The sequence below is a fragment of the Treponema sp. UBA6852 genome, from assembly GCA_002449305.1.
Lineage (GTDB): Bacteria > Spirochaetota > Spirochaetia > Treponematales > Treponemataceae > Treponema_D.
Genome location: DKDI01000034.1, coordinates 66,920 through 92,241 on the forward strand (window position 1 = coordinate 66,920; position 25,322 = coordinate 92,241).

The 25,322-nt window shown below is 38.3% G+C and carries 22 protein-coding genes; 11 read left to right on the forward strand and 11 right to left on the reverse strand.

The genetic code is table 11. From position 1 onward, the window contains the following. The first annotated feature begins 69 nt into the window (after positions 1–69). The 6 genes from tmk to B3209_RS07240 are packed head-to-tail and all read left to right on the forward strand — an operon-like array spanning position 70 to position 7,295. Positions 70–714, forward strand: coding sequence for a dTMP kinase (gene tmk / locus B3209_RS07215; RefSeq protein WP_296662895.1), 645 nt, complete (start codon positions 70–72; stop codon positions 712–714). 32 nt (positions 715–746) lie between these two features. Next, positions 747–1,376, forward strand: coding sequence for a hypothetical protein (locus B3209_RS07220; protein ID WP_374041745.1), 630 nt, complete (start codon positions 747–749; stop codon positions 1,374–1,376). 52 nt (positions 1,377–1,428) lie between these two features. Further along, a complete protein-coding gene (locus B3209_RS07225; protein ID WP_296662893.1) occupies positions 1,429–2,877 on the forward strand; it encodes an NFACT family protein in 1,449 nt (482 codons plus the stop codon). 21 nt (positions 2,878–2,898) lie between these two features. Continuing rightward, a complete protein-coding gene (gene metF / locus B3209_RS07230) occupies positions 2,899–3,771 on the forward strand; it encodes a methylenetetrahydrofolate reductase [NAD(P)H] (protein ID WP_296662890.1) in 873 nt (290 codons plus the stop codon). 15 nt (positions 3,772–3,786) lie between these two features. Next, positions 3,787–6,360: a homocysteine S-methyltransferase family protein gene (locus B3209_RS07235; protein WP_296662886.1), complete on the forward strand. Its 2,574-nt coding sequence runs from the start codon at positions 3,787–3,789 to the stop codon at positions 6,358–6,360. Then, on the forward strand, positions 6,357–7,295 hold the full coding sequence (locus B3209_RS07240) for a hypothetical protein (protein ID WP_296662883.1): 939 nt from the start codon (positions 6,357–6,359) through the stop codon (positions 7,293–7,295). Before B3209_RS07235 ends, B3209_RS07240 begins: the two co-directional genes overlap by 4 nt. 24 nt (positions 7,296–7,319) lie before the next feature. On the opposite strand, the gene B3209_RS07245 is transcribed toward B3209_RS07240, so the two are convergent. From B3209_RS07245 to B3209_RS07260, 4 genes are all read right to left on the reverse strand, one after another. After that, complete coding sequence (locus tag B3209_RS07245) at positions 7,320–8,111, reverse strand: type I phosphomannose isomerase catalytic subunit (RefSeq protein ID WP_296662881.1); 792 nt, start codon at positions 8,109–8,111, stop codon at positions 7,320–7,322. After that, on the reverse strand, positions 8,112–9,020 hold the full coding sequence (locus B3209_RS07250; RefSeq protein WP_296662877.1) for a hypothetical protein: 909 nt from the start codon (positions 9,018–9,020) through the stop codon (positions 8,112–8,114). Between the two features lie 137 nt (positions 9,021–9,157). After that, positions 9,158–9,859: a purine-nucleoside phosphorylase gene (gene deoD, locus B3209_RS07255; RefSeq protein ID WP_295798683.1), complete on the reverse strand. Its 702-nt coding sequence runs from the start codon at positions 9,857–9,859 to the stop codon at positions 9,158–9,160. Positions 9,860–9,925: 66 nt separating this feature from the next. After that, positions 9,926–10,462: an adenine phosphoribosyltransferase gene (locus B3209_RS07260; RefSeq protein WP_295798680.1), complete on the reverse strand. Its 537-nt coding sequence runs from the start codon at positions 10,460–10,462 to the stop codon at positions 9,926–9,928. Between the two features lie 287 nt (positions 10,463–10,749). Here B3209_RS07260 and B3209_RS07265 point away from each other — a divergent pair, with 287 nt between their 5' ends. From B3209_RS07265 to B3209_RS07275, 3 genes are read left to right on the forward strand one after another with little or no spacing between them, the layout of a single operon-like run. Continuing rightward, complete coding sequence (locus tag B3209_RS07265) at positions 10,750–11,226, forward strand: SH3 domain-containing protein (protein WP_296662874.1); 477 nt, start codon at positions 10,750–10,752, stop codon at positions 11,224–11,226. Next, positions 11,226–12,173 carry a M48 family metalloprotease gene (locus B3209_RS07270; protein WP_296662871.1) on the forward strand — a complete coding sequence of 316 codons (948 nt, stop codon included), beginning with the start codon at positions 11,226–11,228 and terminating at the stop codon, positions 12,171–12,173. The genes B3209_RS07265 and B3209_RS07270 overlap by 1 nt, the downstream gene beginning before the upstream one ends. Then, positions 12,170–14,311: a CHASE2 domain-containing protein gene (locus B3209_RS07275; protein WP_296662867.1), complete on the forward strand. Its 2,142-nt coding sequence runs from the start codon at positions 12,170–12,172 to the stop codon at positions 14,309–14,311. Before B3209_RS07270 ends, B3209_RS07275 begins: the two co-directional genes overlap by 4 nt. 27 nt (positions 14,312–14,338) lie before the next feature. On the opposite strand, the gene B3209_RS07280 is transcribed toward B3209_RS07275, so the two are convergent. The 7 genes from B3209_RS07280 to B3209_RS07310 form a co-directional block, all read right to left on the reverse strand. Continuing rightward, positions 14,339–15,232, reverse strand: coding sequence for a prephenate dehydrogenase (locus tag B3209_RS07280; RefSeq protein ID WP_296662864.1), 894 nt, complete (start codon positions 15,230–15,232; stop codon positions 14,339–14,341). A 66-nt stretch (positions 15,233–15,298) separates the two neighbouring features. Next, complete coding sequence (gene aroF / locus B3209_RS07285; protein ID WP_296662861.1) at positions 15,299–16,333, reverse strand: 3-deoxy-7-phosphoheptulonate synthase; 1,035 nt, start codon at positions 16,331–16,333, stop codon at positions 15,299–15,301. A 272-nt stretch (positions 16,334–16,605) separates the two neighbouring features. Then, complete coding sequence (locus B3209_RS07290; RefSeq protein WP_296662858.1) at positions 16,606–16,833, reverse strand: tautomerase family protein; 228 nt, start codon at positions 16,831–16,833, stop codon at positions 16,606–16,608. Position 16,834: 1 nt separating this feature from the next. Continuing rightward, positions 16,835–18,121, reverse strand: coding sequence for an O-acetylhomoserine aminocarboxypropyltransferase/cysteine synthase family protein (locus tag B3209_RS07295; protein WP_296662854.1), 1,287 nt, complete (start codon positions 18,119–18,121; stop codon positions 16,835–16,837). Between the two features lie 35 nt (positions 18,122–18,156). Further along, positions 18,157–20,100, reverse strand: coding sequence for a ribonuclease catalytic domain-containing protein (locus tag B3209_RS07300; RefSeq protein WP_296662853.1), 1,944 nt, complete (start codon positions 20,098–20,100; stop codon positions 18,157–18,159). A 153-nt stretch (positions 20,101–20,253) separates the two neighbouring features. Further along, a complete protein-coding gene (locus B3209_RS07305) occupies positions 20,254–21,459 on the reverse strand; it encodes an ABC transporter ATP-binding protein (protein ID WP_288566939.1) in 1,206 nt (401 codons plus the stop codon). 90 nt (positions 21,460–21,549) lie between these two features. Then, complete coding sequence (locus B3209_RS07310) at positions 21,550–22,080, reverse strand: hypothetical protein (protein ID WP_295796916.1); 531 nt, start codon at positions 22,078–22,080, stop codon at positions 21,550–21,552. Between the two features lie 199 nt (positions 22,081–22,279). Here B3209_RS07310 and B3209_RS07315 point away from each other — a divergent pair, with 199 nt between their 5' ends. After that, positions 22,280–24,373, forward strand: a complete 2,094-nt coding sequence (locus tag B3209_RS07315) for a methyl-accepting chemotaxis protein (RefSeq protein WP_296662849.1) — start codon at positions 22,280–22,282, stop codon at positions 24,371–24,373. A 71-nt stretch (positions 24,374–24,444) separates the two neighbouring features. Further along, positions 24,445–25,233, forward strand: coding sequence for an META domain-containing protein (locus B3209_RS07320; protein WP_296662847.1), 789 nt, complete (start codon positions 24,445–24,447; stop codon positions 25,231–25,233). The last annotated feature ends 89 nt before the right edge of the window (positions 25,234–25,322 follow it).

The window sequence follows — 25,322 nt, forward strand, 5'->3', positions numbered from 1 at the left end:
CTCTTTTCTATTTTAACAGAAAAAATTATTTGAGGAAATGCCCGAATTTAGGCAACGGAGCTGTTTAATATGGTCTTAGAAAATTTTATTGTATTCGAGGGAATTGACGGAGCAGGAACAACTACTCAGCTTGAAATTTTAAAATCAAAATCTCCAGAATTTTTATTTACAGCAGAGCCAACATCATCAGAAACTGGAAAATTTCTTCGCAAAATGCTAAAAGGCGAAATTCAGGTTACAAACGAAACTGCCGCATATATTTTTGCAGCAGACAGAAACGAGCACATAAATGGAAACCTTATAATAGAAGAAAACAAACTAATCACAGGAATAAAATCAGCCTGTGAAAAAGGAAAAATCGTTGTGAGCGACCGTTATCTATTTTCAAGCCTTGCATATCAAAGTATAGATTGCTCTCCAAAAATTCCACGGACACTTAATAAATTTTTTCCATTGCCGCGGCTTCTATTCTTTTTTGACATCGAGCCTGAACTTTCACTAAAAAGAATTTCATCAAGAGGGCAAAAAGAAATTTATGAAAAAATAGATTTCTTAAAAAAGACAAAAGAAGAGTATGAAAAAGTTCTTGCGGAATACAACGGAACAAAAATCGGAAAAGGAATGAAAATAGTCCGCATAGACGCAACACTTGACAAGGAAAAAATCAGCCAGAAAATTGAAAAAGAAATAAATTCAATTTGCAAAATATTCTAAAAACAACAGGCATTTTTTCCGATATTCAAAAGGTGAAAAAGTCTTTTTTTAAAGCAACCAAGATTTTATTTTTGTTTCTCATCGCGCTTCTTTTTTCAGCAGAGAAAACCAGCGCTTATATGGTTAAATACAAAGAAGATTTTTACAAGCTTTACCACGTTCATTATCAGCAGCAACCAGATGACTGCATAGAAAATATTTACTGGCTAGAAAAAGCAGTTAAAGCAGATTTTTGTAATCCGCTTTATGCATACACAAAAATTGAAAATGAACTTCAATGGGAAAAATATCGTTATCTTTTTCAAATGCACTTAAATTTAAAATTAATAGAACAGCACTTGCGGCTTGGACGAATTTACGATAAAAACGTCGCATATTTTTACGATGCTCCTTGGAAAGATGAATATTTGCGCAATCTTGAAAAAGCAAAAACTTGCTATGAAACAGGATACATTTACTGGCAGGAAGCATCTCTTTGGGCTGAAAAAGCAAACGTTGGAAAATTCAAATTTTTATTCTTGACAGGATTGCAAAATTGGGAAGATGAAAGGGAACGAATAAATTCAGGATCTTTGGATTATAAAAAAACTTTGGATCGAGAGCTAAAAAGACTTAACAAAGTTATAGATAATTTAAAATCAATGGAAAAGAAAAGCTACTAGCTTTTTTAAATACCAATTCACTATCCATTTTAAATCTGATATACTCTTGCAAATGTCTTTAAACTGCAATGAAATAAATTTAATACTGAGTGAACTCAACATTGAAGGTTCTTTTATACAAGAAATAATCCAACCGGGATACGACACAGTTTCATTTAAAATTGTCGGAAAAACAGAGCCTTGCAATATTGTAATTTGCACATCGCCACAATCATGCAGAATAAACAAAACAAATTCAAAGCCTCCAAAAAATGAAAAGCCTTTAAGATTCAATGAGTTTTTAAAATCACGTGTTCAAGGAATGAGAGTCAATTCATGCAAACAGCTAGGACTTGACAGAATTGTAAAATTCGATGTTTCAACCTGGAAAGACAGGCTTTTTATTTATGCCAGGCTTTGGTCAAACGCGGCAAACATTATCGTAACAGATGAAAATGGAAAAATCCTTGACTGCTTGTACCGCCGACCAGCAAAAGGCGAAGTCACTGGCGGAGTTTTTGTTCCGCAAGAAAAAATTCCAACTGAAGAAGAAAAAGAACTTTCACTTCAAAAATTTTCTATAAGAACATTTAATGATAACGATTTTTTCAAAGGCAAAGAAAATCTTTCGTTCAATGAAAAAATCAATCTATATTACACAGAATGCGCTGGAAAACTTTCAAGAGAAAATCTCCTTATTCAAGCTGAAAAATGGTACAATGTAAAAAGAAGCAAAATGGAAAATGCGCTTCAGCATCTTATAGAAAAAAAAACAGAATTTGAAAATGCAGAAAAACTAAAACACATAGGAGACTTAATTCTTTCGTTCGCAAGTCAAATAAAAGGCTCTTACTTGGATTGCACGGACTACAACACAGGCGAACAAATTCACATCAGGCTGAACGAAAAACTAAGTCCACAGGAAAATGCCGCGTCTTACTATGAGCAATATAAAAAAGCCGTATCTGGAACAGAGTCTCTTGAGAATGACATTGAACTTTCAAAAAAAACAATTGCTTCGCTAGACGAAGAATACAACCGGATAATTTCAGAAAAAAACACTTTAAAAATCGAGCAGCTTCTTAGACATGACACAAAGCCAAAACAGCAGATTCAAAAAAAACATCCAGGACTTCACTATGAAATTGACGGTTGGACAATAATCGTTGGAAGAAATTCTTCTGAGAATGACGATCTTTTAAGACACACTGTAAAAGGCCAAGATATGTGGCTGCATACAAGAGATTATGCCGGCGGATATGTTTTTATAAAAGCACAGAAAAATAAAACCATTCCACTTGAAATTCTTCTTTACGCAGGAAACCTTGCAGTCTACCATTCAAAAGCAAGAAAAAACAAACAGGCAGACTTATACTATACCCAAGTAAAATTTTTACGTCGTGCAAAAAACGGGCAAAAAGGGCTTGTACTTCCAACTCAGGAAAAAAACTTGTTTATAAAAATCGATGATGAAAAATTAAAACGTCTTGATGAAATTGAAAAGGCAAGCGCAATTCTATAGAATAGAAAACCGAGGAAACAAATGACAATATCTAAAATTCTTGAACAAAAAAAGACGCTTCTATCATTTGAAGTTTTTCCACCAAAACAACAAGCTAATTTTGAAAACACAGTCAATGCGGCAAAAGAACTTTGCAACCTAAATCCTGATTTTATAAGCGTAACTTATGGAGCTGGAGGAACAACAAGAGAAAACACAGTTGAAATAGCCTCTAAGATTTTATCATTTGGAACACCAGTTCTTGCGCACCTTACTTGCGTTGGAAATACAATTGACGAAGCTAAAAACATAATTTCTCAAATGAAGAAAAACAAAATTGAAAATGTTCTTGCGTTGCGCGGAGATATTCCGCAAGGAATTTCAAATCCACTAAGCAAGGAACTTGAGCATGCAAATGTTCTTGCAAAGATTTTAAAGGACGAAGGCTTTTGTGTTGGAGGAGCCTGCTACCCAGAAGGACACCCAGAAAGCCATAACAGGCAAGAAGATATAGACAACTTAAAATACAAAATAGATGCTGGCGTTGACTTTCTTACAACACAAATGTTTTTTGACAACAATATGCTCTACAGCTATCTTTACCAAATCCAGTCAAAAGGAATTCATGTCCCGGTTTTTGCAGGAATTATGCCGATTACAAACAGCAATCAAGTTTCAAAAATGGTAAAACTTTCATCCGCATATATTCCAGCAAAACTCCTTTCAATTTGCGACCGCTTTTCTGAAAATCCAGAGGCAATGCGCCAGGCCGGAATTGCCTATGCAACAGACCAGATTATAGACCTTATTTCAAACGGAGTAAGGGGCATTCATATTTACACAATGAACAAGCCTTCTGTTGCTCAAGAAATTTACAAAAACGTTGATAAAATTATTTCCGCAACAAACAGCTAACAAAAGGAGTTTGTCTTGAGCGAATTTAAAAATTTCCTATTTAATAAAATGCAAAAACGTGAACCCATTTTCTTTGACGGCGGAATGGGAACAATGATTCAAAAAATTCCAGGTCTTTCCTACTCTATTCCGGAAGACTTGAATTTTTATAATCCAGAAGCAATAAAAGAAATTCACAAAAAATATATAATGGCCGGAAGCAACATTTGCACAACAAACACATTCGGAGCAAATCCTATCAAGCTTGAGAATGCATCTCATTCAGCACAAGAATTTATTGAAAAAGGAATTGCTCTCGTAAAAGAAGCAATCGCTGAATGCAAAAAGCAAAATGAAAACACAATCTGCTTTACCGCATGGGATTCAGGACAGATTGGAAAACTACTTGAGCCAAACGGACCTCTTACATTTGATGAAGCATACAATTCATATAAGGCTGCTGCAATTGCCGCAGAAAAATCAGGCGCAGACCTTGCAATAATCGAAACGATGAGCGACCTTTATGAAGTAAAAGCCGCAGTCCTTGCAATCAAAGAAAACACAAAGCTTCCAGTTATAACAACAATGACGTTCCAGTCTAACTTCAGAACCTTAACAGGAGCAGACGTTCTTACGTGCGTAACTTATCTTGAATCTTTGCACGTTGATGTTCTTGGTTTTAATTGCGGAGGAAGCCTTGAAGAAGACATTGAGATTGCAAATCAATTCTGCAAATATTCGCACATTCCAGTTCTTTCTCAGCCAAACGCAGGACTTCCAGAAGTCATAAATGGAAAAGATGTGTTCAAAGTAACTCCAGAAGAATTTTCAAACGCGCAAGAAAAAATTCTTGACTCTGGAGTTTCAATTTTTGGAGGCTGCTGCGGAACAACCCCAGACCATATAAAAACAATGGCAGAAAAACTTTCAGAAAAAAAACTGAAGGCAAGCAAAGAAAAATTCCAGTCATTTATCTGTTCTTACAACAAAACCGTTCAAGCTGGTGGAACAGTAGGTCCTGTAATTATCGGTGAGCGCATAAATCCAACTGGAAAAAAGAAATGCAAGGAAGCGCTTCAAAATAACGATATGCAGTTTATAATTGATGAAGCAGACAGCCAGATAAATTCAGGTGCGCACATTCTTGATGTAAACGTTGGACTTCCTGGCATAAACGAAAAAGAAATGATGCTTCAAGCTGTAAAGTCAGTTCAAAAAGTTTTCAATACGCCGCTGCAAATTGATTCAAGCGAAAGTGATGTTCTGGAATACGCATTGCGATATTACAACGGAAAAGCTCTTGTAAACAGCGTCAACGGCAAGCAAGAAGTCATGGACAAAGTTTTTCCTCTAATAAAACATTACGGCGGAGCTGTTGTCGCACTTTGCATAGACGAGGACGGAATTTCCCCGACTGCGGAAGGAAGAGTAAAAGTCGCTGAAAAAATAATTCATGAAGCCGCTAAATACGAAATCCCCATAAGAGATATTTTTATTGACACACTCACACTGACTGTAAGCTCAGAACAGAAGGCATCACTTGAAACTGTAAAAGCAATCAGAATCTTAAAAGCGAAATTCGGAAAAGAAGGAATCCAGTTTGTGCTTGGAGTTTCTAATATTTCATTTGGACTTCCAAGAAGAGATATTATTAATTCAAGATTTTTTATGCTTGCACTTGAAGCAGGACTTAGCGCAGCAATTATAAATCCTGCAAGCACTCCTATGATGGACACATATAGAGCTTACAGAGCACTTGGCTGCTTTGATGAAAACTGCCTTGACTACATTCAGACTTACACAGGAACTATTGATTCTACAACTGAAAAATTCCGGCAGAAAATTATCTTGGATGCAGTTAATGACGGAACAATTTCCATTCAGATAAACGGAACGCCAATCGCATCTCCCCAAAAAGAAGGAGAAAAAAAAAACACTTTAACTGAAACTAGCAATACAGAAAAAAACACGGAAGAAAAAGAGCTTATTCAGATAATTGAAAAAGGTTTCAAGGATAAGGCGGCAGATGCAACTGCAAGGCTTCTTGAAAAAAATGCCCCTGTAAAAATAATCGATAACTGCATAGTTCCAGCTCTTGACAACGTAGGAAAAGACTTTGAAATTGGAAAAAAATTTCTTCCGCAGCTTTTGCTTAGTGCAGAAACTGTGGGCAATTCATTTCTTAAAATAAAAGAAACGCTTGCAGCTTCAGGAAAAGAACAAGAAGAAAAAGGAACTATAGCAATTGCAACTGTCTTTGGAGATATTCATGATATTGGAAAAAACATTGTCAAGGCAATGCTTGAAAATTATGGATACAAAGTAATCGACCTAGGAAAAAATGTTCCGGCAGAAACAGTTGTAAAAACAGTTATAGAAAACAAAATCCGGCTTGTAGGTTTAAGTGCGCTAATGACTACAACGGTCGCTAATATGGAAGAAACAATAAACCAGCTTCATAAAGCGTTAAAAGAAAATAATTTGGAATGCAAAATTGTAGTAGGCGGCGCAGTTTTAACACCAGACTATGCAAAAAAAATCGGAGCTGACTTCTATGCAAAGGACGCAATGGAAACTGTATCAGCTGCAAAGGAAGTTTTTGGAAAATGAAAAAGAAAAATCTAAAATACAAATTCAAAATTAAAAACGCTAAAAAGCCAGAGCAAAAGAAAATCAAAAAGACACTAGGAAGAACTTTAAAAAGTTTTAACGTTCTGTATGCTTATGCGATGTTCACTTTTCACTGGACAGGTCTTAAGTATTTTGCAGTTTTTATTTTAAACGTAATACAAAAATTCTTTATAGTTCAGTATCTTGAAAAATTCCATATAATACACATTCCAGTAAAAAGAGTAGACCATAAACTGGATTCAAAAATTCCATTCAAACCAGAATTCGCACAATGCTACCTTGACTTTGTAAATTACTGGATTCGTCCTATGTGCATGACAATGAAACGCTACGGAAGTTTTGAAGGAATCAAGCTCAGCGCAGAATATGTCCAGTACATGATTATGATTTACAAGGAAGCGTATAAAATTTATTCACACTGCCTCACAACGACAGTGCGCCCAAAGCCAACAACAAAAGCATCCAAAGGCATTCAGTTTTGGGATCCGCATTATCTTTGCGTGCCAAGCCTGCATATTGCAATAGTCGTTCTTACAATCGGATTTTATAAAATGCTTTTTGAGCGTGAAGAATTTACAGAACCAGAAAAAGAACAGTGGAACAGTGAGCTTTACACTCACGGAATAGAAATTGCTGAATCAGTCTTATACATGAAGCAGCATAGCGTAAACTGTATTTCAGCAGCAATATATATGGTAACAAAAACTGCGCCAGAACTTTTAACAGAAGAAATGTCTATTGATTTTATTGATTCGATGTTCAAAAATTCTATTTATATTGAAAAATCCGATTCAAAAGAAATCACAAGTTACATAAAGGAAATGTACAAAAATTTAATAGAGAAAAGCCAGCATTCCAATGAATGGACAGTTCCGCTTAAAGAGTGGCTGAAAAATTATCAAAGTCAAACATAAAATCAAAATGTAAAAATTAATAAGCTACTTTGCAGAAATTTTCATAAGATTTAAATGACCTTTTATTTCAACGGATTCTCCAGGCTCAAATGCAAAAATATCTTCCGCATTTGCAGGAAGTCCGTTTACAGTTCCGCTTCCTTCAATTACAAAGCCAAGAACTATATCATGGGGATTTTTTTTGCCGCAAGCATTTTCTATTTTTGAAGAATAAAAATCTTCAACATTGATTTCTTCAAGAGAAAAATACGGACAAGAAAAGGAACCTGGAAAAGGCGCAATTTTTCTTACGCTGCTGTCTTTTATGCAGGCAATTCCTTTTTCTACATGACACTCTCTTCCGCGTCCCCAGTCGTACAATCGGTAAGTAATATCGCTTGACTGCTGAACTTCCAAAAGACGCAAACCACCGCAGATTGCATGGACAGTACCAGCCGGAATATAAATAAAATCTCCAGCCTTAACTTTTTCATAGCGCAGACAATCCTGCAAAGAATTCGCTTCAATAGCCTTTCTAAGCTCACTCGCGTTATAGACTCCATTCAGTCCGTAGACAAGTTCTGTATCTTCTTTTGCTGAAAGAACATACCAGCATTCAGTTTTTCCACGGCAATGTTCATAAAGAGCAGCTTTTTCATCATCAGGGTGAACCTGAACGCTCAAAGTCTTGTCGGCTTGAATAACTTTTACCAAAAGAGGATAATCGCCGCCGCACATTTCAAAGAAATCCTTTTGGAATCCATTTTTATGAGTAGAAGCAATCCAGTTTTCGTAGCCCCAAATTTTTTCAGACTTTATAGCGTTCAGTTTTTTCATTTAATTCTCCCAAAGTTTTGCAGGATAATATCCGTCTTTAATTTTCTTTGCAATTTCCTGCTTTACAATCTCACGGTCTTCTGGATAAGTCATTCCAAACCACTTTTCAGAGGAAGTAAAGAATTTTATACTGCCTTCACCGTTCTTTACGATGTCGCTAGCAGCAACAGGCAGTAAAGCTTCCGCCTTAAGCTCGTCAATTGAAGAAGCTTTAAAATCATCCCAATACTTATGGAACCGCTCAAACGCCTTTAAACTGAACCCAAAGAAATTCATGCTTACCCATTCTTTTCCTGTGAATGGAATTTCCTTGCCGTCAAGCTCACTTATAATTCCATCGCCTTTGTAGCTGATTTTCGTATTTTCAACAATTGACTCAAGATAGCCGTCCTTTACAGAACAAACTCCACGGCTAACAGAACCGCTTTTGCTCATAGTGTTTCCAAGAACATAGCCAACCATTGCGTGCTCAGGAGAATCAGGGCTTATACCCCCAAGATATTTTCCCAAAGTTGCAAACGCCTCTCTGCCATAATAATCATCGCTATTTATTACAGCAAACGGAGCATTTATTTTTTCTTCAGCGCAAAGAACAGCATGAATTGTTCCCCAAGGCTTTGTGCGCGCAGAAGATTTTTCCGCCTCGCCAGCAGTCAAAAGAGAATCATGTGTCTGAAAAACATACTCAGCATCAAAGTTGCGGGCAACTCTGTCAAAAAGACGTTCCCTAAAATCTTTTTCAATATCAGGACGGATTACAAATACAACTTTTCCAAAGCCGCTCTTTTTAGCGTCAAAAGTCGCAAAGTCCAAAAGACACTCGCCATGCTGACCTACAGAATCAATCTGCTTAACTCCACCGTAACGACTTCCCATTCCAGCTGCAAGAACCAACAATACAGGTTTCATTTCTCATTCTCCCGTTAAATTAATTTTTTAGTTTTTATATTTTTATGTCATTATCGGGCTTGACCCGATAATCTATTGAAATTTTATAACAAATTCCCATGTCTCAGCATGGGAATGACATTTTGTTTTATTTAAAACTATGCAGTAACAGTTTCAAGCGCAATCTTCATCATGTTTGTAAAAGTAACCTGACGTTCTTCTGCGGAAGTTTCTCCACCCAAAAGAATGTGGTCACTAACAGTAAGAACTGCCAAAGCTTTTCTCTTGAATTTTGCAGCAAGAGTATAAAGCTCCGCGGCTTCCATTTCTACGCCCATAACTCCATATTCTGCCCAAAGCTTCCAGTTTTCCTTTGGATCGTAAAACATATCGCTTGAAACGCAAAGCCCAACATTCGGTTTTATGCCGATTTTTTCAGCAGCAGAATAAGCCTTTGTAAGAAGCTCAAAGTCTGCAACAGGAGCAAAATGAAGCCCGTTGAATCGCATTGTATTCAGCCCGGAATCTGAACACGCGCCTTCCGCAAGAATAACATCTCTAAGCGCAATGTTCTTCTGCACAGCCCCGCAAGTTCCAACACGCACAGCTTTCTGCACATTATAAAACTGAAAAAGTTCATTCACATAAATAGAAAGCGAAGGCTGCCCCATTCCAGTTCCCTGAACAGAAACTCTTTTTCCATTATAAAGCCCTGTAAATCCATACATTCCGCGGACTTCATTATAGCACTTGGCATCCTGCAAGAAATTTTCAGCAATAAACTTAGCTCTAAGAGGGTCTCCAGGAAGCAAAACTGCCTCCGCGATGTCTCCTTCTTTTGCATTAATATGTGTACTCATGCTTAGAATTATAACATAAATTTTTATAAAACGATACAAAAATTATACAATCGGAAAAGCGAAATCTTATTCAGATTGATAATTTACAAGAGTTGTAACATTAAGGCCTTCAAGTTTTTTCTGATAATTCAAGAAAGGTAATCCTATAACACCAAAAACATCTGTCGCTTTAGCTCCGCCCTGCTCTATCAAATTTGCCGCCGCCTTTAAAGTTCCGCCAGTTGCAATAAGGTCATCAACCAAAAGAATATTCTGGCCTTTTGAAATATCGGCAGTATGTACTTCAATTTCAGCGGAACCATATTCAAGCTCATATTTGCAAGTATATGTTTTTCCGGGAAGTTTTCCTTTTTTGCGAATCAAAATAAGAGGAATCCCCATTGCCTGGGCAAAAGGTGCTGCAAACACAAATCCGCGCGACTCAATTCCAGCAACAGCATCTATTCTTTTACCTTCGTAGAGTTCTACCATACGTTCAATTGTATAGCGAAATGCTTCCGGATGGCGAAGAACTCCAGTTATATCGTAAAACAAAACGCCTTTTTTTGGAAAATCAGGCACACGACCAATTACTTTATCAAGAACATCAAAATCTTTATTCATCAAATTTACTCCAGAGTTTTCTATTATAAACTGAATATAGCCAAAATGCAAACATTGGTTTGCTTATAGATTCTATATGAATATCACATACAGACTATCTATGAATATACGTACTGACAGTCGATGAGTATGGGTACTGTAAATGTATGTTTTTTCTATATTATTAGAATTCTAAAATCCTTTAGTCAAAAGTTTCTGAAAAAACAGATTCCACAACAATATTGGAGTATATAGATTTTATCATTTTTACTATTTAACACAAACAGTTACAATGATATACTTTGGGCATGAGTAAAATCAAAATTATTCTTTTATCAGTTATGGCACTGAATTTTTGTTCAGCATTTGCCGCAGAGCCAAAGCCGCAGTATGTGCAGGTGGATTCAGCAATTGTCAGAGTCAAGGCATCCCAGTTTGCATCTAGCACAGGAACTTTAAAGCTTGGCGATAAAGTAAAAGTTACTTCAAAAGGAAAATCTTGGTCCTGTATTTCATCCGAAGATGGAAAAATTAAAGGCTGGCTTCCAAATTCATCTTTAACAACAAAAAAGCTGATTGTAAATGTCAGCGGAAAAACTTCCGCAAATGCAAAAGAACTTGGACTTGCAGGAAAAGGAATGGACAAAGCTTTTGAAAAAGTTTACAGCCAAGCAAATGAAATTTCCTATGCTCAAGTTGATAAAATTGAAACAAATGCATGTTCAGAAAAAGATGCCATTGCTTTTATAAAAGAAGGCCAGCTCAATGCCGGAGGTGAAGAATAATGAAAGAGCTAGCAAAAAAAATTATTTGCGCTTGTATATTTTCAGCAATTTCTTTAGCCGCATTTTCCGCTGATATTTTTGGCGCATTAAATAAAGTCAATTCCGCTGTTCAAAAAAGCCAAGATGTAAAAAAAACACTTGAGCAAGCCAGCAGTACAGTTGAGTCAATCGATAGAGCCGCAGAGCCTATTACAACGCAGGACTCATATTTTATCGGAAGAACTGTTGCGTCAAACGTCCTTACAGAATACAAGCTTTACACGGCATTTCCAAAGGCAACTGCCTATGTTAATAAAATTTGCAAAGCAATCACAATGAATTCTGACACACCAAAAATTTATAAGGATTATTGCGTTGCGATTCTTGATTCAGATGAAATCAATGCGTTGTCTACAAGCGGCGGACATATTTTTATTACAACAGGAATTTTAAAATGCTGCAATTCAGAAGACGAAGTCGCAGCAATCATTGCACATGAAATTGCACATATTCAGCTTAAGCATGCAACCACTGCAATCAAGACCGTAAGAACAACAGAAGCAATTTCAAATTCTGCAACAATGGCAAAAAACTACACAAAGCAGTTTTCAAATCTTAATCAAGAGGAAAAACAGTCCGCAGATTTTCTTACCAGTTCCAGCATTTCCATGATGAATGTCATTACAGAAACTGGATATACAAAAGGCCAAGAATTCAAAGCTGACGAAAAAGCAGTTTCGCTTATGGCAGATACAGGCTATGATCCAAATGCTTTGACTGATGTTCTTAAAATGCTCAAGTCCAAAAGCAGCGGAGAAGATTCAGGCTGGGGAAAAACCCATCCAAAGCCAGAGACCAGAATCAACAGCGTGCAAAAAGTTCTTAAAAATTTTACTTTTACAGGAATCGGAAGAGATGCCCGCCAGTCAAGATTTGAAAACGCTTTAGCAGGAATAAAACAACCATGAAACAAAAACATAAGCTTTGGACAAGAGCCATACTTATTGCTCTTTCAAGCATTCTGATAACTTTAATTTTTCACTTTTCAGGAGCATTCAACGCTTTTGAAAACAAATCTTACGATCTTCGCATGATAAATGCAGCAAAATACAAGCAGCCTTGCGAAGAGATTTGTTTAATTATTGTTGATCAGGAAAGCATTGACTGGGCAAAAGAAAAATACAACTGGTCATGGCCTTGGCCTAGAGAAGCTTATGGAAGAATGATTGATTTTATTTCAGCCGGAAATCCTAAGGCAATTGCATTTGATATTCTTTATACAGAGCCTTCTGTATATGGAGAAGAAGATGACATTGCCTTAGGCATGGCAGAAGCAAAAAGCAAAAAAGTTATCCAGACATTTTTTTATTCCGCAGATGACTACGGAAAAACTTTAATGCCTGTAAAGCCAATCAATGACAATGCTGCTCTTTTAGGAAACATTACAAGCACAAAAGACAGCGATGACATTATTCGCCGTACCCGCCTTTTTGACACATTTTATGAAACTGAATATCCTACGCTTGGACTTGCTCCGCTTTTTTTAACTGAAGAATCTCCTGACTTTTCTTCTATTCCTGTATTAGACAACAACACTGCCCTTTTACGATTTACAAAATCCATAGATGATTATTTTCCATACAGCGCAAAAAATATTCTTGAAAGCCATGAACTTTGGATGCAAGGAAAGGAAGGTATCTTGTCTCCAGACGATTTTAATGACCTTTATATTTTCTGTGCATACTACGCTCCAGGACTTTTTGACATTTGCTCAACACCGGTTTCACAAGTTTACCCTGGAGTTGGAATTCATATTACAGCTTTGGACAATTATCTTACAAACAGCTTTATAAAAAAAGTTCCATTTTGCATTTCTCTTTTGTGGCTGATTGCGCTTGCATTTTTTGCATCTTTGTTTGCTGTCATAAGTGAAAAAATTTCTCCGCGGTTCTCTGCTGCTTTTATTTCAGCAGGAATTCTTGCAGGAATTGCAGTTTCAATTTTTGTGCCTGTAATTTTGTTCAACAACGGAATCTGGCTTTTAATGATTGCGCCTTTGTTCGCCTTTCTTATTTCAGAAATGGCAAGTGTTGTTGTAAGCTTGTCTGTAGAAGGAAAGCAAAAACGCTTTATCCGTTCTGCGTTCAGCCAGTGCCTTTCAAAAGATGTTGTCAATCAAATTATAAATGACTCTTCTTCATTTACATTGGGAGGAAAAGAATTTGAAATGTCGGCGATTTTTACAGACATTCAAAAGTTTTCATCCTTTAGCGAGCTGCTTACAGCAAAAGAGCTTGGCTGTCTTCTAAACTTTTATCTTACAAAAATGTCTGACATCATAATTGATGAAAAAGGAACTGTTGATAAGTACGAGGGAGATGCGATTGTTGCTCTTGTCGGTGCGCCAGTTGCAATGCCAGACCATGCAGTTCACGCGTGTGCCGCCGCAATAAAAATGAAAAAAGCAGAACAAGTAATGAATCAAGATATTATCCGATATTCGCAAAATCCTAAGCCTTCATGGATGGAAGAAGCCTTGTATTCAGCGTTTAAAACACTTGTGGCAAACAACAAGTCAATTTTCACAAGAATCGGAATTAACTCCGGAGAAATGATTGCTGGCTACTTTGGCTCAGAAAAGAAAAAGAACTACACAATGATGGGCAACAATGTAAACCTTGCGTCCCGTCTTGAAGGTGTAAACAAGCAGTACCATACAAATGGGATTCTTATCAGCCAAAGCACAAAAGAATTGCTTGGAGACAGATTCGTTGTGCGCTCTCTTGATCGTGTTCGGGTTGTAAATATCAACACACCGATTGGACTTTATGAACTAATTGAAGAAAAATCGCTTGCATCTCCAGAGCTTCTTGACTATATGCAAAAGTGGGAAAATGCAATGGTTGAATTTAACAACAGAAATTACACAAAAGCAAAGGAACTATTTTCTTTGCTTGCGGAAAAAAACAGTGCTGACAACGTTGCAAAATATTACATTCATATGCTTGACGACTATTTTCTTAAAGGAACTTTTCCTAAAGAAAGTGACGATGAAGGAGTTGAATTTAATCCAGACGATGGAGTTTTCAAACTGCTTCAGAAGTAAATGAATTGCATCGGGCTTCTTTGAGCTTTACACTTTTAATTCTATGCGGCTCATGGAAATGCGTTTTTCACGTACATTTTCGAGATAAGATTTCAAGGAAGCAGCATCGCTTTTTTCTATAAAGCCTTTTAATTCATTCAAAGATTTTTCAAAGTTTTCAATGTGAAGCAGAAGTTCTTTTTTATTCGCAAGAAAAAGTTCCGTCCACAAAGGCGCGTTAATCATAGCGATTCTAGTTAAATCCTCAAAGCTTCCGCCGCCAAAAGCCGTTATTTTTGAATCTTCAGCACTATCAACAAGCGCGCTCGCAATTACATGGCAAAGTTGGGAAGTAAACGCAATTTTATGGTCGTGAACAAAAGCATCTGTTTCTACAATGCGAGTAAACCCCATAAGCGAAATAAGCTGCTTAAAAAGTTCCAGACTTTCAATCTTGTTCTGTTTGAGAGGCATTAAAATGTAATTATGGTTTTTAAAAATTGAACCGCAGGAGTTTGCATATCCTTCCTTTTCGCTACCCGCCATCGGGTGTCCCGGAATAAAGTCAAACTCGCCAGAAAGAATTTCATTCAACTGGGAAAATATTTCAGACTTGACTCCGCTTATGTCCGTTACAATTGAGCCGGGCTTAAAACTGTTTTTGTGCTGAATTAAAAATTCCAAAGTCGCATGAGGATAAAGGCACACAAAAACAAAGTCGCACTGGCAAAGCATAGAGTCAACTTTGCTGATAAGAAAAGTTTCATCCGCAATGTGCTGCTCCCTCGCCAAGGAAAGGGAGGATTCATTTATGTCCGCAGCAAGAATTTTTCCGCTGGCAGAAGAAACTGAAAGCACATTTTCCCTGATTGCCTTTCCAAGAGAGCCGCCCATAAGACCGAATCCAACAATTCCATAAGTCAAGTCTGATAAATTTTTCAATTTGAAATCCTTTTATTGCAAAAGTGCCGAAACTTCATTTTTTCTTATGAAACACCGGCATTTTTTTTACATAGATTTTCCTTCAACAGCTGCATATTTTCCAAGCTTAGCCATAAGCTCTTCAAACTGGCTAGGTGGAAGCTGCTGACTTGCATCGCTCCAGGCTTTTTCAGGGCAGCAGTGAACTTCAATTTCAAGTCCGTCAGCACCGGCGGCAACAGCAGACTGGGCAAGAGTTCCAACCATCCACCTGATTCCGCAGGCATGGCTTGGATCAATTACAACCGGCAAGTGGGAAACTTTATGAAGATAAGGAACTGAGCTCACGTCAAGGCAGTTGCGTGTGTAGCCATCATAAGTTCTGATTCCGCGTTCGCAAAGAATGACATTTTCGTTTCCGTTGGCCATTATATATTCCGCGCTCATCAAAAGCTCGTTGATTGTTCCAGAAAGACCGCGCTTGAGCAAAACAGGTTTGTTGAATTTTCCAAGTTCTTTCAAAAGATCAAAGTTCTGAAAGTTTCTTGCTCCAACTTGAATCAAGTCAACATTTTCAAAATTTTTTAGCTCGCTGATTGCCATAAGTTCTGTGCAGATTGGAAGTCCTGTTTCTTTCTTCGCTTTTTCAAGAAGCTTTATGCCCTCTTTTCCAAGTCCCTGAAAACTATAAGGTGAGGTTCTTGGCTTGTATGCTCCGCCACGTAAAATTCTCGCTCCAGCTTTTTTTACAGCAAACGCAGCATCCATAATCTGACCTTCTGTTTCTACAGCGCAAGGACCTGCAATTACAGGAACAGTTTTTCCATCTCCAATTTTGCATTCAATAACGCCGCTCTGTCTGGCTCCGATGCAGACAACTGTGTTTTCCGGATGAAACGAACGGCTTGCCATTTTATATGGTGCGCTGACACGCTCAGCAGTTTCAACTATATCATTTGCAAGAAAATCCTCTGGAACAAGCTTTGAAGTATCGCCCAAAAGACCAATAATTGTTTTGTCCACACCTGTTGAAATATGAACGCCAAGACCTTTCTGCTTAACTTCTTCAACAAATTCATTAATTGCCGGCTCTGTTGCGCCTTTCTTTAAAATCACTATCATACAAAAACCTCCAAAATTTAAACCATCAGGCAAAAAAAAGAGCCTTCCACTGCGGAAGGCTCCATTATTTTACCAGTTATACGGCAAACACAATGCTCGCTATTATTTAGCGAAACTTCCGCAAGGCACGAGAAAACCAATAAAAGCTAAAGTAAAGGTAAGCCAACGATGAGATATTGATGATTACTGCCCAACGGGTTATGTTTTTCATAGTAGAAAATATATCATGCAAAACTGATACTGTCAACAAAAACATTTTATTTTATATCCGGCTACATTGTATAGCCAGGCTTTACAAAAACTGTTTTATTGTCCGGGTCTACAATCTTGTCAAAAACACGGCTTTTCCATTCATCCTGCGGAATATCTTCTACAGAAACAGAAAAATGCTCGATTCCCCTGCCAAGTTCTTCGCTCGCAAGTTTTGCAAGTTTTTCTGCAAGATTTTTCTTGATTTCGTCGTTTCTTCCGGGAAACATTTGAACTGTAATATGCGGCATTTTAAACCTCCAGTGCCTGAGTTAAATCAGCAATTATATCATTTACATTTTCAACACCAACAGAAAGCCTTACCATATCTGGCAAAACTCCTGCAGCCTTTAGTTCCTCGTCTGACATCTGTCTGTGTGTTGAACTTGCAGGATGAAGAACACAAGTCCTGCTGTCCGCAACGTGTGTTGCAATCATTGCAAGCTTAAGATTCGACATGAATTTTTCAGCAGACTTTCTTCCGCCTTTTACTCCAAAAGAAACAACTCCGCAAGTTCCGTTCGGCATATACTTTTTTGCAAGTTCGTAATACTTGTTTCCTTTTAATCCAGGATAATTCACCCAGGAAACATTTTTATTTGACTGAAGGAATTCTGCAACTTTCAAGGCATTTTCGCAGTGACGGGCTACACGAAGCGGCAAAGATTCAAGTCCAAGATTCAAAAAGTACGCATTTATCGGGGACTGAACAGAGCCAAAGTCTCTCATAAGCTGAACGGTTGCCTTTGTAATAAATGCGCCTTCTTTTCCAAATTTTTTTGCATAAACCACGCCATGATAGCTTTCATCTGGAGTACAAAGCCCCGGAAACTTCTGAGCATTTGCAAGCCAGTCAAATTTTCCAGAATCAACAATTGCGCCGCCAATAGTCGCATCGTGTCCGTCCATATATTTTGTCGTGGAATGAGTTACAATGTCTGCGCCCCATTCAAACGGACGGCAATTCACTGGAGTTGCAAAAGTATTGTCTACAATAAGCGGAACTCCGTGGTTGTGCGCAGCTTTTGCAAAGCGCTCAATATCAAAAACAATCAAAGCAGGATTCGCAATCGTCTCGCCAAAAACTACTTTTGTGTTCGCTCTAAAAGCCGCATTAAGTTCCTCTTCTGAGCATTCAGGATCTACAAAAGTAAAATCAATTCCCATCTTGCGCATTGTAACATTGAACAAGTTGAAAGTTCCACCGTAAATCGTAGAAGAAACAACAACATGATCGCCTGCGCTTGCAATATTGAAAACCGCAAAAAAATTTGCAGCCTGTCCAGAAGAAGTAAGCATGGCAGCCGTTCCGCCTTCAAGAGCAGCAATCTTTGCAGCCACATAGTCATTTGTAGGATTTTGAAGCCTACTGTAAAAATAGCCGGAAGCCTCAAGGTCAAAAAGCCTTCCCATTGCCTCGCTTGTGTCATACTTAAAAGTTGTGCTTTGAACAATTGGAATCATTCTAGGCTCGCCATTTTTTGGCTCATATCCTGAATGGATGCATTTCGTTTCAATTCCGTTCTGAAAATTTTTCATTTAACATATACCTCAATATTTTTGTGCGTAAAAATTTAATTTATAATTTCAAATTCAACTTGCTGCTCTGTAAGATCAATTTTCTTTACCTTTATTTTCACTACATCATTAAGCTCTGTTTTTTCAGGGCACGGCATAAAGGTTTCAATTGCAAGAGAAGGAATTGAAAACAAAGGAAGCTTCATGCTCTTGTCAACGCATACAGCTTCTCCTGTCCATCCGGGATTCTGCAAAAGATAAACAAGAGTCCAGTGCATATTGCTTTTGCGTTCAGCTTTGTGCGCCGCCTGCGCTCCGGCATCACCTTCTGAAATGCGCATAAGCATAGTGTCTTTATCCAAAAGCTCCCTCTTATCCAAAAAAGCCCTCAATTGAATATGCGCAATCAAATCTCCGTAGCGGCGCAAAGGACTTGTAACTTGGCTGTACATATTAAGCCCTAAAGCGCAGTGCATTCCAGGAGTTACGCCGACAGATCTTTTTCTCATGCACCTTCTAAGTCTGAACTGACCTGCAAGACCTTCTGGAATATCATCTGGAATTACAGGAGCTTCCTGGCTTATAAACGGAAACGGAATTTGATTCTTAAATGCGAATTTTGCAGCTCCTTCTCCGGCCAAAAGCATCATTTCACGAATCATTTCTGAACTTTTGGGATGAACAAGAGGCTCTATTGAAACTTTTTTTGATTCAGGTTCAACTGAAATATGAACTTCCGGCATTGAAATCTGAACAGCTCCGGACTTTTTGCGGCGTTCTACATTTTTCCATGCTATAGAAAAAAGAGGTTTTAGCTCTTCACTTTCCATAAGTTCATCAGCCTGCTCATAAGAAAGCCGTTTTACTTTTATAAGTGTCTTAAAAACAGAACAATCTTCAATTGCACCATTTTCATCAAGAAGAATTCTAAAAGACAAGGCACGGCTTTTTTCCTTTAGTCCAAGCGCATAATCTTCAAGACAGCTTTCGCACAGCATTCTTGCAGCACCCTCTGGAATATAAAGAGTTGCCCCTCTTGCGCGTGCATTTTTATCAATTGGCGAATCTGGCTGAACTGTAGACGCCGGGTCTGCAATATGAATCCAAAGATATTGTCCATCAAAAGCAACAGCATCGTCAGGATCTGTTGACCAAGCATTGTCGATTGCATAAGAAACACTGTCAAGCTCAAGCCTCTCTTCTTCGGGCGGAGAATCAAGGGAATCTGATGCTGACTTTGTGGAAAGTCCCCAGCGCAAAGGATACGGATTGCGTGTAATGTCCCAAAGTCCAGTATCAAGCAAAAGTTTATGAGCTCGCTCCGGAGTTTCTTTTAAACCGGCATCGTGCATCGTGCGGCTTTTATCTGTTTTTCCAAGCGCAAGAGCTTCTACATCGCCCATAAAAACAGAATCTTCTGGCAAAAGCTTGCCAGTTTTTAATCGCTGAATAAATTCTGACCGCAGTTCGGCTTCTCTTTCTTTTTCACCGGCTTTTTTTACAAGGGAATCAATTTCTTTTTGAGGGCGGACAGCAAACGCAATTTTTCCGTCCAGCTGCTCCTTTAAAACCTGGCTAAAATAAACTGTATTCTTTAAAGCGCAGTAAAGCCCCCAAGCTTCATCAGCTTTTACTTCGCCTCTAAAAAGCGAAACCAGTTCATTGAAAGGGTAAATTTCCCCGGAAGATTCGCCTGCCAAAAGCTCATAGCAGTCTTTTATCTGAAGGAAAACTTCATTTGTCTGCTCAAGATTGTAAATATCAGAGGCTGAAGGACATTTTTCCGCAGTAAATTTCAATGCAGATTCAAGGGATGAAACAGGCCCCTCATTCAACAAAAGAATATCTTTTGTGCGGACATTCTGAGTGTCATAGACAGCAGGCTTTGTGGCAGTGGCAGGAACAGACTGGAATTTTATAGAAAACTTATTATTTTCAGCAGCAGAAAGAACAACAGCAGCAGTATTTTTATATATAACAAGTGAATTAGCTTTTATCATGCTGAAAGTTTACAATAAAAAAAAAGCAATTACAATAAATATTATACAGCCAAACACTTCAAATGATATAAAAAAAACACCGCCAGAATTGCTCTAGCGGTGTCCAAGGCTACAAATTTTCAAGCCTGCCTAAGCAAACTTGAAAAGCATAGATTATTTTCTGATTTCAGAACCAATTGCTACTTTATAGCCAACTTCGCCTGTAATAGCATTCTTGAGCCATGGAGCAGAAATTTTGTCTGCTTCACAGATGTTGATTTCCTTGCTCTGATCTTCTGGATTCTTAGCAAAGAACTTGCATCTTTCCATTGCTGGCTTAAAGTTTACAGTTTCACCAATTTTGAAGTCTCCCTTAGAAGAAGCCTGTACACGGGCAACAATGCTCTGTGTCTTTGTAGAAAGGAAGAGGTGTGTTTCTGCACCAAGAGGCTCCTTGTTAGAAACTTTCATCTGCATATTGTTTTCTGCAGCTGGAGCTTCTGAATAAACAAGGTCTTCTGGACGTACACCGAAGTAAACTTCTTTTCCTACATAGTCTTTAAGAGAAGCCTGCTGCTCTGCTGTCGGAACAACTGTGAATGTGCCTTCATCAGCAACAATCTTATCGCCTTCTTTCTTAATTGTAACAGAAAGGAAGTTCATTGGAGGAGTTCCAATAAATCCTGCAACGAATTTATTGATTGGGTGGTTATACAAATAAAGTGGTTCGCCAATCTGCTGTACGTGGCCATCTTTCATAACAACGATTTTTGTACCCATTGTCATAGCTTCAATCTGGTCGTGAGTAACATAAATCATTGTTGCATTAAGTCTCTGGTGCAAGCCTGCAATTTCTCCACGCATTGTAACACGGAGTTTTGCATCAAGGTTAGAAAGAGGCTCATCAAACAAGAATACTTTAGGGTTGCGAACAATTGCACGTCCTACAGCAACACGCTGTCTCTGTCCACCAGAAAGAGCCTTTGGCTTGCGGTCCAAGTACTGTGTAAGACCAAGAATATTAGCAGCTTCATCAACACGGCGTTTAATTTCACCTTTGTCCATTTTGCGGATCTTAAGTCCGAATGCCATGTTGTCATATACTGTCATGTGCGGATAAAGAGCATAGTTCTGGAAAACCATCGCAATGTTTCTATCTTTTGGCGGAACATCGTTCATAAGCTCGCCGTCAATAAGAAGCTCGCCTTCTGAAATTTCTTCCAAACCTGCAACCATGCGGAGAGTTGTTGACTTTCCACATCCAGATGGACCTACGAATACACAGAAGTCGCGGTCTTCAATAACAATGTTGGCATTTTCTACAGCCTGAACATTTCCGTCGTAAATCTTACCGATTCCTTTTAATTCTACCTTTGCCAATTTCGGCCTCCTAAGGGTTTATGTTATGCAACAATTATAAATTCAAAAACTACAGAAGTCAAACAAATTCTTTAAAGAAAATCAGTTTTTTCAGCCGACAGAGCCGTTTTTGTAAACTTTGGCTTCAATGAATTTTCCGTCCGCACCAATTTTCTTTCCGTCGATTTCAACAAATCCGTCTTTTGTATAAATTTTGAACGAAAAGAATTTATCCGGCTTAACATAGCAGTATTTTTCAGTAGGAGCTTCAAAACCTTCCGGCTCAAGAATTGTTCCAGGCTCAAACTGAGGCACAAAAAGCACTTCGCAAGTTTCCTGGTCCGTAACATTTGGATCAGACGCCGCAAGCAGCATTCCGTTGCTTCTAACTCCGCGGAAATTTGCAGGCTTCAAATTGTAAACAATAACGATTGTTTTTCCCAACAGTTCTTCCGGCTTATAAAAAGGCACAATTGAACTTACAATCTGTCTAGGCTCTTCATCCCCATCGTTCAATGTAAGTATATATAGAAGGCTTCCACCAGGATGCTGCTCAACTTTTTCTATGCGCGCTGCCTTTAAAATAACCCGGTTTCTAAACTGTTCCGCTTCTGAAAGCATTTTTTCTTCGTTTTCTTCCATAAATAGCACCTCGTTTTATGTTTTTATATACAAAATATAGAGCAAATTCAAAAGAATATCAAAGCCCCGGCAATGTAGAAACATACAGAATCGGCATTCAACATAAAAAGTTCATTTAGCAGAATTTTTGATAAAAAAATATTTTTAAGTTGAAATAAAAAAAATCTAATGTATAATTTATAATAAATTGGAGGCCGCCATGTCTTTAATGAAAAAAACTCTTCTGTTTTCGTCTGTATTTTTCCTTTTAATCTGTTTTATTTCACTTTTTACTTATGGCATTGCAAAGAACAAAATCGGGCGAAAGAATATTTCGCAGGGAATTCGAACGGAACTTAGCATTGACCAGCTCATGCTTGAGTCTTCGGTGAACAAGGACATCACCCTTGCCCTTCAAATGGCGCATTCGCCTGTAATTTCAAATTATTTTCGGAATGCGACCGACAAGAGCTTGCAAAAGCCTGCCTTTGACGAGATGTCAGCCTACGGAAAAGCTTTTTCTTCCGGCATAAATTTTTGGATAAACGACACCGATCATTTTTTCTACTTTGGAGACAAATATTCCTACACACTTGATCCCAAAAAGCCAGAAAGCTACTGGTACAACATGACTCTTTACGAGACCGAATCATATAACTTCAACATAAACTACAATCCGGACGTGGATGAGACTTGCCTCTGGGTGAACGCACCTGTTTTTTCTGCGGACAAAAAGCCGGTTGGTGTAGTCGGAACAGGAATTATTTTGGATTCGTTTCTTGAGTCTGTTTACAAGACTGTAAGCGGAGGCGGAAACGGACAGCTTTTCTTCTTCAACAGCCTTGGTGAAATTACTGGGGCAGAAGACAAGTCGCTTGTAAGCCAGAAGGCACTGGTAAAGAATCAGTTCGGCGGACTTTACGAAAAAATAGAAGGCTCACTTGAAAACTACAAAGACGGACAAGTTTATACGTTCAGTTTGGGCGATTCAGAGTATGGGCTTTGCTACGTAAAAGTTCTTGACTGGTATCTTGTTCGCCGCATAGACATTTCTTCCGGAATGGCAACCGAAAGCTCTCTTGTCGTGATGCTTGCTATGTTCATAACTGGAATGCTCGTTGTTTCATGCCTGTACACTCTCTTCATCTCGCTGATTTTAAAGCCTCTTTTAAAACTTAGGGAATCCATGAACAAAATTGCAGACGGAGACTTCACAGAGAAATTCAACTACAAGAAAAAAGATGAAATCGGAAGCCTTGCGGGAAGTCTCTCGCATATCACGGCGACTGTAAATTCTCTCATAAACGGAATTACGGAAAAAGCAGACTACGTTCACGATACAAACAATCTTCAGCAGAAAAATTTCGATTCAGGAAAGGAAAAGTCAGCGGCAATTGTTACTGAACTTGAGGAAGTAAAGAATTCAGTTTCGGAGCAGCAGGAAATGATTCGCACCGCATCCGACACAATCGAAAAGACCGCAGAAAGGCTCAAAGGATTCGGAAGCATAATCAGCACACAGATTTCGGACATCGAAGAGTCAGGCGAACAGGTCAAGCAGCTTCTGGATTCAGTTGAATCGGTTGACAAAATAAGAAAGTTCACGGTTGAAAATATGGGACTTCTTTCTTCCGCATCGGAAAAAGGAAACCTGCACATCAAGCAAGTTTCGGAAACGATTCAGCAGATTTCAAACGACACGGAAAAACTTCTTGAAACGAATAAGATTATTTCATCAATTTCAGACCAGACAAACCTTCTTGCCATGAATGCGGCGATTGAGGCGGCTCATGCCGGAAAGGCTGGCGACGGTTTTGCGGTTGTTGCGCAGGAAATCAGAAAACTTTCAGAAAAAACACACGCACAGTCGGAGAATGTTGCAAAAGTTATCAGCGGAATCATCGACTCAGTTCAGCATGTCGTGGAAGTTTCAGAAGTTACAAGCCAGATTTTCTCGGACATCGTGAAGCAGGTTTCCGCAGTTGACTCAGACTTTAAGGAAATGTCTGGCATAATTGAAAATGAGAATGCACTGAACATTTCAGTTGCGGAAAAACTTAAGGCTCTGTCGTCCGGTTCAGCTTCTGTTTCCAGCGGATTTTCGGACATGGAAAAGGACACTTTGAATATCGCTTCTGCAATGGAAAAAGTTACAACGCGGACAATGGAACTTGTAATGAGCGTAGATGCGATTTCTGAAAGCGCGCTTGCCATAAACACGCAGCTCAAGGAAGTTTCAAATCTTGCGAACAAATCCGTGGAGCAAATTCAAACCCTTGCAGACTCGCTTGAAATATATAAAATAGAAAAATAAGTATAAGATAAACTAGCTGAAATACTGTTATTTTTATCTACATTGACTTTTTTTTATGGAGCAAAATAAAAATGAAAAAAATCAAACTTTTTACGGCAGTTATGTCATTTACAGTGCTGGCTTTTTGGGGCTGTAAATCAAAGGACGCAAAGCAAATTGAAGGCGATTGGAATCTTGTTCAGTACAAAATTGGAGAAAAGCAAATAGACTTTTCATGCGCCACAATTTCTATTTCAAAAGATGAAAACTTGAACATCAAAGTATCTGGATTTTCCGGCGTAAATTCTTTCTCTGGCCTTTACAAAGCAAATGGGAAAAAGCTTCGTGCAGAGCCGGGATTTATTTCTACAAAAATGATGGGAAGCAAAGAGGACATGGAATTTGAAAGGCTCTTTTTAAATTCCGCAGTGGGGGCTGACAGTTGGAAAACAAAAACTCAAGACGGAAAAATTCTTTTGTGCATTTTTAATTCAACAGAAAATTCAGAGTTTGTTTTTGCAAAGGCTTCTATAAAAGACGCAAACTGGACATTAACTGCAATTCTAAAGAACAACGGAGTCCAAAGCATAGACGCAGACAAAACAGAACTTCCCACACTTACATTTAATGAAGAAAACAAAGCTTCTGGTTTTTCCGGCGTAAACTATTACTCAATGGACTACAATCTTGACGAGACTGAAAAAAAACTTTCGTTCACGCTCGGAGCCTCAACGTTGATGGCTTCCGGAAGCAAAGAAGCACAGGAACTTGAGCAGCAATTTTATATCAACCTAGATCAGACCGCATCTTATTCTCTCGTTGGAAACACACTTACGCTCCGTTCAAAAGACGGAAAAATTCTTTTGGAATTCGTAAAATAATTTTTAACTAGCCAATTATCATTCCTGTGAAATTCAACTGAATGTCGCGGGAATGACTTTCTGCAAAAATCATTTTCAAAGTTCCAATA